The sequence below is a fragment of the Streptomyces sp. NBC_00091 genome (genome assembly GCF_026343185.1).
Taxonomy (GTDB): Bacteria; Actinomycetota; Actinomycetes; order Streptomycetales; family Streptomycetaceae; genus Streptomyces.
In genome coordinates, this window is record NZ_JAPEMA010000001.1 from 3,927,688 (window position 1) to 3,946,123 (window position 18,436).

13 protein-coding genes and 1 pseudogene are annotated in these 18,436 nt (G+C 70.2%); 13 read left to right on the forward strand and 1 reads right to left on the reverse strand.

What is annotated here, in order from left to right:
• The first annotated feature begins 75 nt into the window (after positions 1–75).
• The 3 genes from OOK34_RS18080 to OOK34_RS18090 all read left to right on the forward strand — a co-directional run bounded on the left by OOK34_RS18080 (position 76) and on the right by OOK34_RS18090 (position 4,920).
• Complete coding sequence (locus tag OOK34_RS18080) at positions 76–1,002, forward strand: RNA-guided endonuclease TnpB family protein (protein WP_267034898.1); 927 nt, start codon at positions 76–78, stop codon at positions 1,000–1,002.
• Positions 999–3,620: a valine--tRNA ligase gene (locus tag OOK34_RS18085; protein ID WP_267034899.1), complete on the forward strand. Its 2,622-nt coding sequence runs from the start codon at positions 999–1,001 to the stop codon at positions 3,618–3,620. The genes OOK34_RS18080 and OOK34_RS18085 overlap by 4 nt, the downstream gene beginning before the upstream one ends.
• A 151-nt stretch (positions 3,621–3,771) precedes the next feature.
• Positions 3,772–4,920, forward strand: coding sequence for a sensor histidine kinase (locus OOK34_RS18090; RefSeq protein WP_267034900.1), 1,149 nt, complete (start codon positions 3,772–3,774; stop codon positions 4,918–4,920).
• Here the strand turns inward: OOK34_RS18090 and OOK34_RS18095 are convergent.
• Positions 4,921–5,535, reverse strand: a pseudogene (locus tag OOK34_RS18095) (rod shape-determining protein); the annotation flags it as partial.
• 357 nt (positions 5,536–5,892) lie between these two features.
• Between OOK34_RS18095 and OOK34_RS18100 the strand changes: the two are divergent.
• The 10 genes from OOK34_RS18100 (at position 5,893) to OOK34_RS18145 (ending at position 18,403) form a co-directional block, all read left to right on the forward strand.
• Positions 5,893–7,419, forward strand: a complete 1,527-nt coding sequence (locus tag OOK34_RS18100) for a folylpolyglutamate synthase/dihydrofolate synthase family protein (protein WP_267034901.1) — start codon at positions 5,893–5,895, stop codon at positions 7,417–7,419.
• Between the two features lie 7 nt (positions 7,420–7,426).
• Positions 7,427–7,786, forward strand: a complete 360-nt coding sequence (locus OOK34_RS18105; RefSeq protein WP_267034902.1) for a DUF4233 domain-containing protein — start codon at positions 7,427–7,429, stop codon at positions 7,784–7,786.
• A 64-nt stretch (positions 7,787–7,850) separates the two neighbouring features.
• Positions 7,851–8,261, forward strand: coding sequence for a nucleoside-diphosphate kinase (ndk, locus tag OOK34_RS18110; protein WP_267034903.1), 411 nt, complete (start codon positions 7,851–7,853; stop codon positions 8,259–8,261).
• 317 nt (positions 8,262–8,578) lie between these two features.
• Entirely contained in the window at positions 8,579–9,598 is a 1,020-nt protein-coding gene (locus tag OOK34_RS18115) for a rod shape-determining protein (RefSeq protein ID WP_030008578.1), read from the forward strand.
• A gap of 164 nt (positions 9,599–9,762) precedes the next feature.
• Positions 9,763–10,713 carry a rod shape-determining protein MreC gene (gene mreC / locus OOK34_RS18120; protein WP_267034904.1) on the forward strand — a complete coding sequence of 317 codons (951 nt, stop codon included), beginning with the start codon at positions 9,763–9,765 and terminating at the stop codon, positions 10,711–10,713.
• Between the two features lie 3 nt (positions 10,714–10,716).
• Positions 10,717–11,412, forward strand: coding sequence for a rod shape-determining protein MreD (gene mreD, locus OOK34_RS18125; protein ID WP_267034905.1), 696 nt, complete (start codon positions 10,717–10,719; stop codon positions 11,410–11,412).
• Positions 11,413–11,428: 16 nt separating this feature from the next.
• Entirely contained in the window at positions 11,429–13,597 is a 2,169-nt protein-coding gene (gene mrdA / locus OOK34_RS18130) for a penicillin-binding protein 2 (RefSeq protein WP_267034906.1), read from the forward strand.
• A 9-nt stretch (positions 13,598–13,606) separates the two neighbouring features.
• Positions 13,607–14,806 carry a rod shape-determining protein RodA gene (gene rodA, locus OOK34_RS18135; protein ID WP_267036796.1) on the forward strand — a complete coding sequence of 400 codons (1,200 nt, stop codon included), beginning with the start codon at positions 13,607–13,609 and terminating at the stop codon, positions 14,804–14,806.
• An 81-nt stretch (positions 14,807–14,887) separates the two neighbouring features.
• The gene (locus OOK34_RS18140; RefSeq protein WP_267034907.1) at positions 14,888–16,405 is read left to right on the forward strand and encodes a CYTH and CHAD domain-containing protein; all 1,518 of its coding nucleotides are present in this window, start codon (positions 14,888–14,890) and stop codon (positions 16,403–16,405) included.
• Positions 16,406–16,480: 75 nt separating this feature from the next.
• Positions 16,481–18,403 carry a TIGR03960 family B12-binding radical SAM protein gene (locus OOK34_RS18145; protein ID WP_267034908.1) on the forward strand — a complete coding sequence of 641 codons (1,923 nt, stop codon included), beginning with the start codon at positions 16,481–16,483 and terminating at the stop codon, positions 18,401–18,403.
• Positions 18,404–18,436: the final 33 nt, after the last annotated feature.

The following is an 18,436-nucleotide window of genomic DNA, read 5'->3' on the forward strand; positions in this document are numbered from 1 at the left end:
GCCTGAGCAGCGCTCTTGCGGGCAATTCCGGTCACGGGGGCGGAGCGGAGGACGCCGGCGTCTACGTTGCTGAATGTGCAGCTTCGTTACAACTACCGGGTGTATCCGGACGCCGCCCAGCGCTCAGCACTGGCACAGGTGTTCGGGTGTGCGCGTGTGGTGCGGAACGACTGCCTTCGGGTCCGCAAGGACGCTCACGCGGCAGGTATGCCGTACGTGTCATCAGCCGAGCTGTCGAAGAGGCTCCAGCAGTCGCTGAGGGACTTGGACGCCGCTTTCAGGAACTTCTTCGAATCGCTGAAGGGCAGCCGAAAGGGCCGGAAGTACGGCCCGCCTCGGTTCAAGTCCAAGAAGGACTCCCGGCAGTGCGTGCGGCTCAACACCAACGCTTTCGCCCTCCGGGACGACGGCCGGGTGTACGTGGCCAAGGTGGGCGACCTGAGAGTGAGGTGGTCGCGGCCGCTGCCCGCCCCGCCGACCTCCCTGACGGTGGTCAAGGATGCGGCCGGACGGTACTTCGCCAGCTTCGTGGTGGATACGCAGCCGGATGTTCTCCCCGAACGGGACAGCGAGGTCGGGATCGACCTGGGTCTGACGACGTTCGCTGTCCTGTCCGACGGTACGAAGATCTCCTCGCCCAGGTTCCTGCGGCGGGCGGAGAAGAAGCTCAAGCACGGCCGCCACTTCGGGAAGATCGACCGCTTCGAGCCGACCTCGCAGGTCTGCTCCCTCTGTGGACGCAGGGACGGGCCGAAGCCCCTCCAGGTCCGGGAGTGGACGTGTCCGGGGTGTGGCACGGTCCACGACCGGGACGAGAACGCGGCGATCAACACTCTGGCCGCCGGGCGGGCGGACAGGCGAAACGCCTCGTGGAGCGCGGGTAAGACCAGGACGAAAGCCCCGGCACAGCGTGATGAAGCAGGAAGCCGCAGCCGACAAGGCGAGGCGGCACGTCAAGGGTTTCAGGACTGGACTGTCACGGCCCTAAACTGTGGCCCGTGACCGAGAACACGCAGACACCCAGTGCCCCCAACTCCGAACTGCCGACCCAGTACGCGCCGGCCGAGGTAGAGGGGAAGCTCTACGAGCGCTGGGTAGAGCGTGGGTACTTCACGGCCGACCCCGCGAGCGAGAAGCCCGCGTACACCATCGTCATCCCGCCGCCGAACGTCACCGGCTCGCTCCACCTGGGGCACGCCTTCCAGCACACGCTCATGGACGCCCTCACCCGCCGCAAGCGGATGCAGGGGTTCGAGTCGCTGTGGCTGCCGGGCATGGACCACGCCGGCATCGCCACCCAGAACAAGGTCGAGCAGCAGCTCGCCGAGGAGGGCAAGTCCCGCCACGACCTGGGCCGCGAGGAGTTCGTCGACCGGGTCTGGCAGTGGAAGGAAGAGTACGGCGGCAAGATCCTCGGCCAGATGCGGCGGCTGGGTGATGGTGTGGACTGGAGCCGTGAGCGGTTCACCATGGACGAGGGCCTGTCCAAGGCCGTCCAGACGATCTTCAAGAAGCTCTACGACGACGAGCTGATCTACCGCGCCGAGCGCATCATCAACTGGTGCCCCCGCTGCCTGACGGCCATCTCCGACATCGAGGTGGAGTACCAGGAGGACGCGGGCGAGCTCGTCTCCATCACGTACGGCGAGGGCGAGGACACCCTCGTCGTCGCCACCACCCGCGCCGAGACGATGCTCGGTGACACGGCCATCGCCGTCCACCCGGACGACGAGCGCTACAAGCACCTCGTCGGCAAGCTCATCAAGCTGCCGCTCACCGACCGTTCGATCCCGGTCGTCGCGGACACGCACGTCGACCCCGAGTTCGGCACCGGCTGCGTCAAGGTGACCCCGGCGCACGACCCGAACGACTTCGCCATCGGGCAGCGCCACGGCCTGCCCAACATGACGATCATGGACGAGCACGGTGTCATCACCGTCCACGGCCCCTTCCTCGGCCTGGACCGCTTCGAGGCGCGTTCCGCGGTCGTCGGCGCCCTGCGCCAGCAGGGCCGGATCGTCGCCGAGAAGCGTCCGTACATGCACTCCGTCGGGCACTGCTCGCGCTGCTCCACCACCGTCGAGCCGCGCCTGTCCCTCCAGTGGTGGGTCAAGGTCGACACGCTGGCCAAGGCCGCCGGCGACGCCGTCCGTGACGGCCGCGTCGCGATCCACCCGCAGGAGATGGAGAAGCGCTACTTCGACTGGGTCGACAACCTCAACGACTGGTGCATCTCGCGCCAGCTGTGGTGGGGCCACCGCATCCCGGTCTGGTACGGCCCGGACGGCGAGGTCGTCTGCGTCGGTCCCGACGACGAGGCGCCGACCGGCGAGGGCTGGGTCCAGGACACCGACGTCCTCGACACCTGGTTCTCGTCCGGCCTGTGGCCGTTCTCCACGCTCGGCTGGCCGGAGAAGACCCCGGACCTGGCGAAGTTCTACTCCACCGACGTCCTGGTCACCGGCCACGACATCATCTTCTTCTGGGTCGCCCGGATGATGATGTTCGGCCTGTACGCCATGGACGGCGAGGTCCCCTTCAAGACGATCGCGCTGACCGGCCTGGTCCGCGACGAGCGCGGCAAGAAGATGTCGAAGTCCTTCGGCAACGTCGTCGACCCGCTGGACTGGATGGACAAGTACGGCTCCGACGCCGTCCGCTTCACCCTGGCCAAGGGCGCCAACCCCGGCACCGACGTCCCGATCGGCGAGGACTGGGTCCAGGCGTCGCGCAACTTCGCCAACAAGATCTGGAACGCCACCCGCTTCGCGCTGATGAACGGCGCGACGATCGAGGGCGAGCTGCCGGCCCCCGAGGAGATGTCGGCGACCGACCGCTGGATCCTGTCGCGCCTGAACAAGACGGTCGCGCAGGTGGACGCGTACTACGAGGACTTCCAGTTCTCCAAGCTCAGCGAGGCCCTCTACCACTTCGCGTGGGACGAGGTCTTCGACTGGTACGTCGAGCTGTCGAAGACGACCTTCTTCGCGGGCGGCGAGGGTGCCCGGGTCTCCGGCCGGGTCCTCGGCGAGGTCCTGGACACGACCCTGCGCCTGCTGCACCCGATCGTCCCCTTCGTCACCGAAACGCTGTGGACCACCCTGACCGGTGGCGAGTCCCTCGTGGTCGCCGACTGGCCCAAGGACAGTGGCTTCCGCGACGACGCCGCCGAGGCGGAGATCGAGAACCTCCAGGCCGTCGTCACCGAGGTCCGCCGCTTCCGCGCCGACCAGGGTCTCCAGCCCGGCCAGAAGGTCCCGGCCCGCCTGGACCTGGCCGGTACGACGCTGGCCGCGCACGAGGCCGCCATCCGGCAGCTGCTGCGCCTCCAGCCGGAGGGCGAGGAGTTCAGCGCCACCGCGACCCTGCCGGTCGCCGGGGCCACCGTGGCCCTCGACCTGTCCGGGACCATCGACGTGGCCGCCGAGCGCAAGCGCCTCTCCAAGGACCTCGGCGCCGCCGAGAAGGAGAAGCAGCAGGCCGAGGCGAAGCTCGGGAACGAGGCCTTCCTGGCCAAGGCCCCCGACAACGTCGTGGACAAGATCAAGGGCCGCCTCGCCAAGGCCGAGGCCGACATCGCCCGGATCCAGGCGCAGCTGGACTCGCTGCCCGCCGCGTAGCCGGTGAATGCGCGAAGGCCCCCCGCCGTTCGGTGGGGGGCCTTTCGCGTGCCCGTCCGGTGCTGTCCGGCGGCAAGCGGAGTGCCGTATATCACTTGATATGTCCCGGTCGCTGATCCGATCCCGGGCGCGGACCACGGATGATGGGGGAATGCACGTCAAGCCCGCCCTCTCGGCGTTCCACCGGGTCGTGGCCTCCGGCCGCCGGATGGCCGAGAGCCGGGGTGCCTCGCCCCGGGCGCAGGACGTCCTCACGGCGCTGAGCTGCCTGGCCCTGATGACGCTGGACCTGCCCGGGCTCGCCGCCGCCGACAACTCGCTGAGCGGTGTGGGGGCGGCTGTCGTGCTCACCGTGGGGTGCTCGACGCTGCTGATCCGGCGCCGGATGCCGTGGGCGGCGTTCCTGACCGCCCTGCTGTTCATCGGCTGGCTGCACGAGCTGACCCTGATCCAGTTCGCCCTGTACTCCGTCGGCCGGTACCGGGGGCGCCGCGCCGCGATCCTGGCCACCCTCGGGTACGTGGCCTTCGCGCTCTCGGTGTTCAGCCTGCCGGGCTGGCCCGAGCAGAGGGTCGAGACGCTCAGCGCCTTCCTCAGCCTGGTGGTGCCCATCGGGGTGCTCGCCTCCGCCGTCGGGATCGCCGCCTACCGGCACGACCTGGTGCGCGAGCTGGAGGCGCGGCGGGCCGAGTCGGCGGTGCTGAACGCCGTCCAGCAGGAGCGCACCTCCGTCGCCCGCGACGTCCACGACTTCGTCGGGCGGGAGCTGACCCTGCTGACGGTGCGCTCCGAGGTGCTGTCGATGCGGGCGCGCGAGACCCCGTACGCGAAGGACTTCGAGGAGCTGTCGGACACCGCCCGGCGGGCGCACCTGGTGCTGAACGAGATCATCGTGCAGCGCGGGGAGCGGGCCGCGACCCCCGGTGTGGACGGGCTGGCGGCGCTGGCGGAGCAGAGCGGGCGGGCCGGTTCGCCGGTCCGGCTGGCGATGGACCCGCAGGCGTACGCGCTGTCGCCGCTGCGGCAGGCGGCGGTCTACCGGGTGGTGCAGGAGTGCCTGACCAACGCCGCCAAGCACGCGCGCGGCGAGACCATCGACGTGGCGATCCGCATGGACGGCCCGCACCTGAGGATCGCCGTCAGCAACGGCCTGCCGGCCGGGGCCCCGGGCCGGGCCCCGGTCTCGGCCGGCTCGGGCACGGCGAGCATGGCCGAGCGCGTCCGCAGCCTCGGGGGCACCCTGACGGCGACGCGGACGCCGGACTCGTACGAGGTCGTCGCGACGATGCCGCGCGGCTGATCAGGCCCTGGCCGGGGCCAGCAGGCCGCCCAGGGTGTCCAGGTCCTCGACGCAGCGGCCGGACCCGAGGGCCACGCAGTCCAGCGGGGCGTCCGCGACGAAGACCGGGATGCCGGTCGCGGAGGCGATGCGCAGCTCCAGGGTCTTGGGCATGCCGCCGACCTTCTCCCGGCCGCGCACGGTGAAGGTGCGGGTCTCCAGCTCGGGGCGGTCGGGGACCGGCCAGGCCGAGCCGATGGCGACCTTGACGTCCTCGGCGGTGCGTTCGCCGATGAGCAGCGCGTGTTCCTTGCGTACGCGGTCGATGATCGCGGCGTCCATCCGGTCCCCGCCGACGCGCAGGGACTGGGAGGTGACGATCCCGCCGAGGGAGATCACGGCGACCTCCGAGGTGCCGCCGCCGATGTCCACGACCATCGAGCCGCGTGCTTCGGCGACCGGCAGGCCGGCGCCGATCGCCGCCGCCATCGGTTCCTCGATGAGGTGGACCGTCCTGGCGCCGGCCCGGGTGGAGGCGTGGACGATGGCCCGCCGCTCGACCGGGGTCACCCCGGACGGTACGCAGATCACCATCCGGGTGCGCGTGCGCCGGCCGGGCACCGCCTTGCGGACGAAGCCGGATCATCTCGACCAACTTCACCTAGCGGTCCGTAGTCGACCTGTGACAATATGTGTGCGCACGCCCGGCGCCCAGGCGACGTCGGGCACCCTCCTTGGCCCTATAGCCGTGCAGGCTGGGCCAACCAGCGTCCGGAGGGACGTGCTCACACGGGCCGCCGGTAAGCCGGTCGGTACCAGGGCACGAAGACGATTGGCGTGTTTCCGGCATCCTGTCGGGCACGAGTCCTGAGGTGACTCGGGATCGCCAGGCCAATCAGAGACGCTTGCATAACGATCAGGTGCGCCCGTCGCCGAAGATCTCGAGATGCCCAGGTCGAAAGACCTGGGCATCCTCGTCCGTAGACTGGACCCGTGAGTGAGCAGCAGCCCGAGAGCCACGACCGCGACCGCGACGGTACCTTCGACGAGTTCGACCAGATAGTGGCGGAAGAGTCCGACCGCAGCCCCGACCTGGCGGTGATCGAGGCCGGCAGCCGTACCCTGCGCGCGCAGGCCGGGCCGCCGTCGGGCGACCCCGTGCCGACCCGCCCCGAGGACCCCGAGGTGGCGAAGGCGCTGCTGGAGGTGGAGCAGGAGCTCGCCACCCGCTGGGGCGAGACCAAGCTGGAGCCGTCCGTCAGCCGGATCGCCGCGCTGATGGACGTACTGGGCGAGCCGCAGCGCGCGTACCCGTCCATCCACGTCACCGGCACCAACGGCAAGACCAGCACGGCCCGCATGATCGAGTCCCTGCTGAACGCCTTCGACCTGCGCACGGGCCGCTACACCAGCCCGCACGTGCGGTCGGTCACCGAGCGCATCAGCCTCGACGGGGCGCCGATCAGCGCCGAGCGCTTCGTCGAGACCTACCACGACGTGAAGCCGTACGTGGAGATGGTCGACGCCGCCGAGGAGTACCGGCTGTCGTTCTTCGAGGTGCTCACGGGCATGGCGTACGCGGCCTTCGCGGACGCGCCGGTCGACGTGGCCGTCGTCGAGGTCGGCATGGGCGGCAGCTGGGACGCCACCAACGTGATCGACGGGACGGTCGCGGTGATCACCCCGATCAGCCTGGACCACACGGACCGGCTCGGCTCCACGCCCGGCGAGATCGCCCTGGAGAAGGGCGGCGTCATCAAGCAGGACGCCACCGTGATCCTGGCGCAGCAGCCGGTGGACGCGGCGCAGGTGCTGCTGAAGAAGGCCGTGGAGGTCGACGCGACGGTGGCCCGCGAGGGCATGGAGTTCGGCGTCGTCTCCCGCGAGGTGGCGGTCGGCGGCCAGATGCTGACCCTGCGCGGGATGGGCGGCGAGTACGACGGCATCTTCCTGCCGCTGTACGGGGCCCACATGGCGCACAACGCGGCGGTCGCGCTGGCGGCCGTGGAGGCCTTCTTCGGGGTCGGCGGGGAGCACGCGCGGGAGCTGGACGGGGACACGGTGCGGCGGGCCTTCGCCTCGGTGACCTCGCCGGGCCGCATGGAGGTCGTGCGCCGCAGCCCGACGGTGATCCTGGACGCCGCGCACAACCCGGCGGGGGCGCAGGTCACGGCGGAGGCGGTGACCGAGGCCTTCGGCTTCAGCCGGCTGATCGGGGTCGTGGCGGCGAGCGAGGGCAAGGACGTCAAGGGGGTCCTGGAGGCCTTCGAGCCGATCTTCGCGGAGGTCGTGGTCACCGAGAACACCAGCCACCGGGCGATGGGCGCGGACGAGCTGGCGGCGATCGCGGTCGAGGTCTTCGGTGCGGACCGGGTGCAGGTGGAGCCGCGGCTGGACGACGCCCTGGAGGCGGCGGTCACCCTGGCGGAGGAAGAGGCCGAATACGGAGGGGCCGGGGTCCTGGTGACCGGTTCCGTGATCACGGTGGGCGAGGCCCGCCTGCTGTTCAAGAAGGGCTGAGGGATCGATGCGCACGCTCTGCGCGAGCACGCTGATCGGTGAATTCTTCATCGTCGGCTTCGCGGGCCTGGTGGCCATGAAGAACCCGGACCTGACCCAGGCCCAGGTGTGGACGGTCTGCGGCGTGACGATGCTGCTGTCGGTGCTGCTGTGCGGGATGCTGTCGCGCCCCGGCGCGGTGCAGCTCGGCTGGGCGCTGCAGATCGGCCTGATCGCGAGCGGTTTCGTGGTCCCGACGATGTTCTTCCTGGGTGCGGTCTTCGCCGGCCTGTGGTGGTGCTCGGTGCACTACGGCCGCCGGATCGACGCGATCAAGGCGAGCTGGGCCGCCGCGCAGGCGGAAGCCGCTGCCCCTGACGCTGCGTGACGGGTCACCGTATCGGCCCTGTAGATTCGTGCCACCGCACCCGTTTGCCGCAAGGAGTTGTCACATGACCCAGCGCACGCTCGTCATCCTCAAGCCGGACGCCGTCAGGCGCGGCCTGGTCGGCGAGATCATCGGCCGCATCGAGCGGAAGGCGGGCTGGACCATTCCCGCGCTGGAGCTGCGCACCCTGGATGCGGAGACCCTGGAGTCCCACTACGGTGAGCACAAGGGCAAGCCGTTCTACGAGCCCCTGATGGGCTTCATGGCGAGCGGTCCGGTCGTCGTCCTCGTCGTGGAAGGGGAACGCGCGATCGAGGGTGTCCGCCAGCTGGCCGGACCCACCGACCCGATCGCCTCCGCGCCCGGCTCCATCCGGGGGGACTTCGGCACGATCGTCCGCGAGAACCTCATCCACGCCTCGGACTCCGAGGAGTCCGCGGAGCGCGAGCTGAAGCTGTTCTTCCCGGCTCTCTGAGCGTCCGCGAGCCGTTCCCGAGCGCTCCTTCCTGACGCGACATCAGCCAAATAGCGCTCATGACCTGGGGCGACCGAAGTAATTTCGGTCGCCCTTCGGTATAGCGGGCGCCGACCGGGAACGCATGGCCAGGACACGACGTCACCACTAAGGGGGCGGGTCTCCGTTCCGGCGGGATCGCCGGAGTCCCGTCGCGCGGTGTTCGTACTCACGGCACTACGATGGGGCCTCCACCCACACACCCACCTCGCCGACCTGACAGCAGCCGCTATCAACTGGAAGGCCAGACGCTCCTCATGGGGAACAAGGGGAACAACATGTCGTTCATCGGCCGTGACATGGCGATCGACCTCGGGACCGCCAACACGCTGGTGTACGTGAGGGGCCGGGGAATCGTCCTGAACGAGCCGTCCGTGGTCGCCATCAACACGAACACCGGTGGCATCCTGGCGGTCGGTTCCGAGGCGAAGAAGATGATCGGCCGGACGCCCGGCAACATCGTCGCCGTACGCCCCCTCAAGGACGGCGTGATCGCCGACTTCGAGATCACCGAGCGCATGCTCCGTTACTTCATCCTCAAGATCCACAAGCGTCGCTACCTGGCGCGCCCGCGCGTCGTGGTCTGCGTTCCCTCCGGCATCACGGGAGTGGAGCGGCGCGCCGTCATCGAGGCGTCCACGCAGGCCGGCGCCCGCCAGGTGCACATCATCGAGGAGCCCATGGCCGCCGCCATCGGCTCGGGCCTGCCCGTCCACGAGGCCACCGGCAACATGGTCGTGGACATCGGCGGCGGCACCACCGAGGTCGCCGTCATCTCCCTCGGCGGAATCGTCACGGCGCAGTCCATCCGGGTGGCCGGCGACGAGCTGGACAACGCGATCATCCAGCACATCAAGAAGGAGTACTCGCTCCTCCTCGGCGAGCGCACCGCCGAGCAGATCAAGATCACCATCGGGTCGGCGTACGACCTCGACAAGGACGAGCACACCGAGATCCGCGGCCGCGACCTCGTCTCCGGCCTCCCGAAGACCGTGGTCATCTCCGCCGCCGAGGTGCGCAAGGCCATCGAGGAGCCGGTCAACTCCATCGTCGACGCCGTCAAGACCACCCTCGACAAGTGCCCGCCGGAGCTCTCCGGCGACATCATGGACCGCGGCATCGTGCTCACCGGCGGCGGCGCCCTGCTGCGCGGCCTCGACGAGCGGCTGCGCCGTGAGACCGGCATGCCCATCCACATCGCCGAAGACCCCCTCGACTCCGTGGCCCTCGGCTCCGGCAAGTGCGTCGAGGAGTTCGAGGCCCTCCAGCAGGTTCTGGACGCCCAGCCCCGACGGTGATCAAATCCCCGTAACGGGGCATGTGGAACACAAGGATCCGCCGTACGGGTGCTACCGCGCCCGTGCGGCGGATCGTTGATATACAGGCACAGTCCGGTGCAGCCCCGGCTTCGCCGGAGCGGCTCCGCCGCACGGTTTCTACGAGGAAGGCACGGCCGCCGCACGTGAGGGACACACGAGAGAGCCGGCTGCTCCTGGTGCTGCTGATCGCCATCGCGTTCGCATTGATCACGGTGGACATCAGAGCGGGCGAGGAGTCACCGGTCGACGGTGCCCGGAAGGCCGCGGCAGCGGTCTTCGGCCCTGTCGAGAAGGGCGTCGCGACCGCGGTGGACCCGGTCGCCAACGCCATAGGGGCCGTACGCGACTCCGACGCGCGCCACAACCGGATCGCGACGCTGGAGCGCGAGAACACCGCCCTGAAGTCCAAGCTGGGCAGCGACGACCGGACCCGCAGCCGCATCCACGAGCTCGACGAGATGCTCAAGCGGGCCGGCTCCGGGCAGTACGGCATCAAGGGCGCCGAGGTCATCGCCATAGGAGCGGCCCAGGGCTTCTCCTGGACCGTCACCATCGACGCGGGCAGCAAGGACGGCATCGAGCGCGACATGTCCGTCCTCAACGGGGACGGACTGGTCGGCCGGGTCACCACCGTCGGCCCCGACACCGCCACCGTGCTGCTCGCCAACGACCCCGACTTCACCGTCGGCACCCGGCTGGAAGGCACCGGCGAACTCGGCTTCGCCACCGGCCAGGGCGACCGCGCCCTGTCCGTCCAGATGCTCAACGGCCGCGCCAAGGTCAGCCCCGGCGACCGCCTGGTCACCTTCGGCTCCCGCGCCAACAAGCCCTTCGTGCCCGGCGTCCCGCTCGGCGAGGTGGTCCGCGTCGACCCCTCCGGCGGTGGCCTCACCCGCACCGTGCACGTCCGGCCGTTCGTCGGCTTCTCCCGCCTCGACATCGTCGGCGTGGTCGTGATGCCGCCGCGCGAGGACCCGCGCGACGCCGTCCTGCCGCCCAAGCCCGAGCCCCCGAAGCCCACGCCGACGGTCACCGTCACGGTCACGCCCTCCCCGAGCGTCTCCGGCCGGCCCGCGGACGAGGAGGAGAGCTGAGCCATGCGCTTCAACCGGATCCTGCTCTCCTCCACCCTCGTCGTGGTCGCCCTCGTCGTCCAGGTCACGATCCTGGGCCGGCTCCAGCTCCCCGGAGCCGTCCCCGACCTGCTGCTGCTCACCGTCGTCGCCCTGTCCCTGGTGTACGGGGCGACCTCCGGCGCCCTGCTCGGCTTCGGCGCCGGACTCCTCGCCGATCTGTCCCCGCCCGCCGACCACGCGGCCGGCCGCTACGCCCTCGTCCTGTGCCTCATCGGCTACCTCGCCGGCCTGGCCCGCCCCGACAACGGCCGGTTCCGCTCCGCCTGGGGCCCGATGCTCACCGTGCTGGCCGCCGCCGTCGGCTCGATCCTGCTCTACGTCGGGGTCGGCGCCCTGGTCGGCGACACCGCGGAACGCCACGTCGGCCTCGGCAGCCTGCTGTTCACCGCAGTCCTGTACGACCTGCTGCTGGCCCCCTTCACGGTGCCGTTCATCATGGCCCTCGCCCGCCGCGCCGAGAACGACCCGATGGCCGTGGAGGCCAACGGCGGTCCGGCGCAGGGAGCCGACGTGTCCTCCGGCTGGCTGGCCGGCGGCACCGGACTGCGCATCGGCACCCAGCGGGGCGGCCTGCGCCTGCGGACGTCCCGCGGCCGTGCGAACCGGGCCGGCCGGATAAAGGGCGTCAAAGGCGTGAAGAACGTCAAGAAGCTGTGACGGGGGAGCACGAGGCATGACCAACATTCCGGAGACCGGCCGCACCCCCCGGGTGCAGATCCGGCTCGTCATCATCCAGGTGCTCGTCTTCTCCCTGCTGTTCACCCTCGGTGGCCGGCTCTGGTACCTGCAGATCCGCAACGGCCACGAGTACGCCGACGCGGCCAAGAACAACCACGTCCAGCGGGTCGTGCAGCCCGCCGTGCGCGGCTCCATCCTGGACGCCCGCGGCGTGCCGATCGCCGACAACGAGACCCGCCTGGTGGTCTCCGCGTCCCGCACCGAGCTGATGCGGATAAAGGACCGGGGCAAGGCCGTCCTGACCCGCCTCGCCGGAGTCCTGGACATGAAGCCGCAGGACGTCATGGACAAGGTCCGGCTCTGCGACTCCAAGACCCCCAAGCCCTGCTGGAACGGCTCCCCGTACCAGCCGATCCCGGTCACCCTGGAAGCCACCACCCAGCAGGCCCTCCAGATCCGCGAACGCCCCGAGGACTTCCCCGGCATCACCGCCGAACCCACCGCGGTACGCCGCTACCCGGCGCCCGGCGCGGCCCGCGCCGCGCAGGTGCTCGGCTACCTCTCCCCGGTCACCGACGACGAGATCCAGAAGGCCAAGGACACCGACTCGCCGCACCTGCGCTCGGACCAGGTCGGCCGCTCCGGACTCGAGCGCACCTACGACAGGGAGCTGCGCGGCAAGGCCCAGGTCACCTCGTACGAGGTCGACAACCTCGGACGGGTCATGGACCAGACGAAGTCCGACCCGGGCGTCGCCGGGTCCACCCTCGTCACCAGCATCGACGCCCGGGTCCAGTCCGTCGCCGAGTACGAGCTCGCCCAGGCGATGAAGGTCGTCCGCAACGAGACCGACAACATCACCGGCCGCAAGTACGAGGCCGACTCCGGCGCCGTCGTCGTCATGGAGACCAAGACCGGCCGCGTCGTCGCGATGGCCTCCCAGCCCGACTACGACCCCAACGCCTGGGTCGGCGGCATCTCCGGCCAGGACTACGCCAGCCTCACCAGCAAGAACTCCAACTACCCGCTGCTCAACCGGGCCATCCAGGGCCAGGCCCCCGCGGGCTCCATCTTCAAGGTGGTCTCGGCGAGCGCGGCCGTGCGCGCCGGCTACGGCTTCGACGACAAGTACAACTGCAGCGCCTCCTACAACATGGGCGGCCGCAGCTTCGCGAACTTCGAGTCCAAGGGGCACGGCCCCATCACCCTCGGCGAAGCCCTCAAGTTCTCCTGCAACACCGTCTTCTACGCCCTCGGTCACAAGGAGTGGAACCGCGACGGCGGCCTCGAGCCCAAGAAGGACGCCCACGACTGGTTCTACCGGACCGCCCGCGAGTTCGGACTCGGCTCCGAGACCGGGATCGACCTGCCCAATGAGGTCACCGGCCGCATCCCCGACCGCCAGTGGAAGAAGAACTTCTGGGAGGCCAACAAGGACTCCTGGTGCAAGCAGGGCAAGAAGGGCGGCAGCTACGTCGAGCAGATCGCCTACGAGAACTGCCTCGAGGGCAACCAGCTGAAGGCCTTCGACAGCATCAACTTCGCCATCGGCCAGGGCGACGTCCTCGTCACCCCCATCCAGATGGCCACCGCCTACGCCGCCATCAGCAACGGCGGCACCCTCCACGACCCCACCGTCGGCAAGGCCGTGATCAGCCCCGACGGCAAGATCGAGGAGATCAGGCCCACGGCCCACGGCAAGCTGCCGGTCGACGCCAAGACCGTCAGCGACCTCGACCACGGCCTGCGCATGGTCGTCGAGCCCGGCGGCACCGCCGCCTGGCGGTTCATCGGCTGGCCGAACGACAAGATCCCGATGCGGGCCAAGACCGGCACCGCCCAGGTCTACGGCAAGCAGACCACCTCGTGGCTGGCGACCTACACCGACGACTTCACCATCGTGATGACGATCTCCCAGGGCGGCACCGGCTCCGGCGCCTCGGGCCCCGCGGTCCGCAACATCTACAACGCGATGTACGGCCTCACCATGTCCGGCAAGCAGGACCTCTCCAAGGCCCTGCTGCCCAAGCCGGAGGCGAAGCTGCCCACCGTCCACCCCGACGGCTCCATCGAAGCCCCCGAGATCCGGCCGTACGTGCCCCCGTCCCCGGAGGAGCTGGCGCCACCCGCGCTCGCCGGCCCGCCCCCCCTGCGGCATGACTGAGACGTGATGATGCAGACCGCCAACAAGTTCTCCGTATCCCGGTACGCGCCCCAGAAGGGCCCGCTCGCCCGGCTGACGGCCCGCGACTCGGTCCTGCGACGGCTCGACTGGCCGATACTGCTCTCGGCGCTCGCGATGTCGCTGATCGGCGCCCTGCTGGTGTGGTCGGCGACCCGCCACCGGGACACGCTCAACCAGGGCGACCCGCAGTACTTCCTCTGGCGCCACCTGCTCAACACCGGCATCGGCCTGGTGCTGATGATCGGGACGGTCCTCCTCGGCCACCGCACCCTGCGCGGCGCGGTCCCCGTCCTGTACGGGCTCTCGCTCGTGCTGGTCGCGGCCGTGCTCACTCCGCTCGGCGCCACCATCAACGGCGCCCACGCCTGGATCGTCGTCGGCGGCGGCTTCTCGCTCCAGCCCTCGGAGTTCGTGAAGGTCACCATCATCCTGGTGATGGCGATGCTGCTGGCGGCCCGGGTGGACGCGGGCGACCTCGAGCACCCCGAGCACCGGACCGTGGTCAAGGCACTGTGCCTGGCCGCCGCCCCCATGGGCATCGTGATGCTGATGCCCGACCTGGGCTCGGTCATGGTGATGGTCGTGATCGTGCTCGGGGTACTGCTGGCCTCCGGAGCCTCCAACCGCTGGGTGCTCGGGCTGATCGGCGCCGGGACCGCCGGCGCGATCCTGATCTGGCAGCTCGGCGTGCTCGACCAGTACCAGATCAACCGCTTCGCCGCCTTCGCCAACCCCGCGCTCGACCCCTCCGGCGCCGGCTACAACACCAACCAGGCGCGGATCGCGATCGGCGGCGGCGGCCTGACGGGCTCCGGCCTGTTCAAGGGCCCGCAGACCACCGGCCAGTTCGTCCCGGAACAGCAGACCGACTTCGTGTTCACGGTGGCGGGGGAGGAGCTCGGCTTCGTCGGCGGCCTGCTGATCCTCGGCCTGCTCGGGGTGGTCCTGTGGCGCGCCTGCATGATCGCCCGCGCGACCACCGAGCTGTACGGGACCATCGTGGCCGCCGGAATCATCGCCTGGTTCGCCTTCCAGGCCTTCGAGAACATCGGCATGAACCTCGGCATCATGCCCGTGGCCGGCCTGCCCCTGCCGTTCGTCTCCTACGGAGGCTCGTCGATGTTCGCCGTCTGGGTGGCCATCGGACTACTCCAGTCGATCCGCGTACAGCGCCCCCTGTCGGCCTGATCCGGACGGAGCGGGACGGCTTTCCGCCGGAAGCCGGAAGCCGTCCTGCCGCCGCCCCCGGTTCAGGACTAGATTCGATCCATGGCGGAAACCCAGCGCGAGATCGAGCGGAAATTCGAGTTCACGCAGGCCGGGCCCGGACAGCGGCTGCCCGACCTGACCGGCACCGCCGCCATCGCGGCCGTACGCGACCGGGGCACCGTCCACCTCGACGCCGTCTACTACGACACCCCCGACCGGCGGCTCGCCGCCGACGGCCTCACCCTGCGCCGCCGCACCGGCGGCGAGGACGCCGGCTGGCACCTCAAACTGCCCGTCGCCCCCGGCGTCCGCGACGAGATCCGGACCCCCCTCGCCGACACCGTCCCGCCCGCCCTCGCCCGACTGGTCCGCTCCCGGGTCCGCGACGCGAGCCTCGAACCCCAGGTCCGGCTGCTGTCCTCGCGCAAGGTCAGCCACCTCCTCGACGCCCGGGGAACCCTCCTCGCCGAACTCAGCACCGACGAGGTCACCGCCGAACGCGAGGACACCGCCGTGTCCTGGACGGAGGTCGAGGTCGAACTCGCCGACGGCGCCGACCCCGCACTCCTCGACGCCGTCGAGAAGACCTTCCGCAAGGCCGGACTCAAAGTCTCGGACGCCCCCTCCAAACTGGCCCGCGCCCTCGCCGAGACGGGCGCCGAGCCCCCCGCCCGCCCCGGGCCCGGCCCGGACGACGAAACAGCGGGCGCGCACGTCCTGGCGTACCTGCGCGATCAGGTCGACGCCCTGATCTCCTACGACCCCGCGGTACGGCGCGACCTGCCCGACTCCGTACACCAGATGCGCGTCGCCGCCCGCCGCATGCGCAGCGCCTTCAAGAGCTACCGCAAGGTCCTCGACCGCGAGATCACCGACCCGATCGGCGAGGAACTGCGCTGGCTCGCCGGAGAGCTCGGCGTCGACCGGGACCAGGAAGTCCTCCACGACCGCTTCCAGGCCGCCGTCGCCGAACTCCCGCGCACCCTCCTGACTGGCCCGGTCCGCAGCCGCCTGCGCACCTGGAACGGCTCCCGCCGCGCCGGCTCCCGACGCCGCGCCCTCGCCGCCCTCGACAACGACCGCCACCTCGCCCTCATCGACACCCTGGAGGGCCTCCTCGCCGACCCGCCGCTGCTGTCCGGCGCCGCCAAGCCCGCCGGCAAGGCCCTGCCCAAGGCCGTCCGGCGCGACTACGGCCGCCTCGCCGCCCGCGTCGACCACTCGCTCTCCCTCGACCCGGGGGAGGACCGGGACCACGCCCTGCACGACGCCCGCAAGGCCGCCAAACGCGCCCGCTACGCCGCCGAGGCCGCGAAACCCGCCCTCGGCAAGTCCGCCGAGAAGCTCGCCAAGGCCATGAAGTCGGTCCAGACCCTGCTCGGCGAGCACCAGGACAGCGTCGTCGCCCGCACCGCCCTGCGCGACCTGGCCCGCCAGGCCCACGGCGCAGGCGAGCCCTCCTTCACCTGGGGACTCCTGTACGGCCACGAGGAGGCTCTGGCGGAAAGGTGCGAACGCGACCTCCCGGACGTCTGGGCGAAGGCCTCGGCCCCCGGCCGGCGGGCCGCCCTCGGATGATCACGGCGAGAGGGGGCGGCCGGCGCTCGGGTACTCTGGAGAGTCGCCCCCTGCCCGCTTCACGAAAGTCGCGTGATGTCCGAGTCGGTCTTCCCACAGCTCGAAGCTCTGCTCCCGCATGTGCAGAAGCCCATCCAGTACGTCGGTGGTGAGCTCAACTCCACCGTGAAGCCGTGGGAGAGCGCGGACGTCCGCTGGGCGCTCATGTACCCGGACGCGTACGAGGTCGGGCTGCCCAACCAGGGCGTCATGATCCTCTACGAGGTGCTCAACGAGCGCGAGGGCGTCCTCGCCGAGCGCACGTACTCGGTGTGGCCGGACCTGGAAGCCCTGATGCGCGAGCACAAGGTGCCCCAGTTCACCGTCGACAGCCACCGCCCCGTCTCGGCCTTCGACGTGTTCGGCCTGTCCTTCTCCACGGAGCTGGGCTACACCAACATGCTCACGGCGCTGGACCTCGCGGGCATCCCGCTGGAGGCGAAGAACCGTACGCTCGACCACCCCATCGTCCTCGCGGGCGGCCACGCGGCCTTCAACCCCGAGCCGATCGCGGAGTTCATCGACTGCGCGGTCATCGGCGACGGCGAGCAGGCCGTCCTCGACATGACCGAGATCATCCGCACCTGGAAGGCCGAAGGCCGTCCGGGCGGACGCGAGGAGGTCCTGCTGCGCCTCGCGAAGACCGGCAACGTCTACGTGCCGGGCTTCTACGACGTCGAGTACCTGGAGGACGGCCGCATCGGCCGTGTCGTGCCGAACCGCTCCGGCGTGCCGTGGCGTGTCTCCAAGCACACCGTCATGGACCTCGACGAGTGGCCGTACCCCAAGCAGCCCCTGGTCCCGCTCGCCGAGACCGTCCACGAGCGGATGTCCGTGGAGATCTTCCGCGGCTGCACCCGCGGCTGCCGTTTCTGCCAGGCCGGCATGATCACGCGCCCCGTGCGGGAGCGAAGCATCACCGGCATCGGCGAGATGGTCGAGCGCGGCCTCAAGGCCACGGGCTTCGAAGAGGTCGGTCTCCTCTCCCTGTCCTCCGCGGACCACACCGAGATCGCGGACATCGCCAAGGGCCTCGCGGACCGCTACACCGACGACAAGGTGGGCCTGTCCCTGCCGTCGACCCGCGTGGACGCCTTCAACGTGGACCTGGCCAACGAGCTGACCCGCAACGGCCGCCGCTCGGGCCTGACCTTCGCCCCCGAGGGCGGCTCCGAGCGCATGCGCAAGGTCATCAACAAGATGGTCTCGGAAGAGGACCTGATCCGTACGGTCTCCACGGCGTACGGCAACGGCTGGCGCCAGGTGAAGCTGTACTTCATGTGCGGCCTGCCGACCGAGACCGACGAGGACGTCCTCCAGATCGGCGACATGGCGGTCAACGTCATCGCCAAGGGCCGCGAGGTCTCCGGGCAGAACGACATCCGCTGCACGGTCTCGATCGGTGGCTTCGTGCCGAAGCCGCACACCCCCTTCCAGTGGGCCCCGCAGCTCTCGGCCGAGGAGACGGACGCCCGCCTCGGCAAGCTCCGCGACAAGATCCGCGGCGACAAGAAGTACGGCCGCTCGATCGGCTTCCGCTACCACGACGGCAAGCCCGGCATCGTCGAGGGCCTCCTCTCGCGCGGCGACCGCCGCATCGGCGACGTCATCCGCGCGGTCTACGAGGACGGCGGCCGCTTCGACGGCTGGCGCGAGCACTTCTCGTACGACCGCTGGATGCGGGCCGCGGAGAAGGCCCTGCCGGCGTACGGGGTGGACGTGGCCTGGTACACGACCCGCGAGCGCACGTACGAAGAGGTCCTGCCCTGGGACCACCTGGACTCCGGCCTCGACAAGGACTGGCTCTGGGAGGACTGGCAGGACGCCCTCGACGAGACCGAGGTCGAAGACTGCCGCTGGACCCCGTGCTTCGACTGCGGCGTGTGTCCTCAGATGCAGACGGAGATCCAGATCGGCCCGACCGGCAAGAAGCTCCTGCCGCTGTCGGTCGTGAAGTGACCCGGGCCTCCGGCTGAAGCCTTACGGGATATG

Bases quoted from the DNA above. Each gene is read 5' to 3' on its own strand.
- mrdA (WP_267034906.1), top strand. From the start codon at position 11,429: ATGACCAACATTCCGGAGACCGGCCGCACCCCCCGGGTGCAGATCCGG.
- mreD (WP_267034905.1), top strand. From the start codon at position 10,717: ATGCGCTTCAACCGGATCCTGCTCTCCTCCACCCTCGTCGTGGTCGCC.
- OOK34_RS18115 (WP_030008578.1), top strand. From the start codon at position 8,579: ATGTCGTTCATCGGCCGTGACATGGCGATCGACCTCGGGACCGCCAAC.
- OOK34_RS18145 (WP_267034908.1), top strand. From the start codon at position 16,481: ATGTCCGAGTCGGTCTTCCCACAGCTCGAAGCTCTGCTCCCGCATGTG.
- ndk (WP_267034903.1), top strand. From the start codon at position 7,851: ATGACCCAGCGCACGCTCGTCATCCTCAAGCCGGACGCCGTCAGGCGC.
- OOK34_RS18105 (WP_267034902.1), top strand. From the start codon at position 7,427: ATGCGCACGCTCTGCGCGAGCACGCTGATCGGTGAATTCTTCATCGTC.
- OOK34_RS18140 (WP_267034907.1), top strand. From the start codon at position 14,888: ATGGCGGAAACCCAGCGCGAGATCGAGCGGAAATTCGAGTTCACGCAG.
- OOK34_RS18090 (WP_267034900.1), top strand. From the start codon at position 3,772: ATGCACGTCAAGCCCGCCCTCTCGGCGTTCCACCGGGTCGTGGCCTCC.
- rodA (WP_267036796.1), top strand. From the start codon at position 13,607: ATGCAGACCGCCAACAAGTTCTCCGTATCCCGGTACGCGCCCCAGAAG.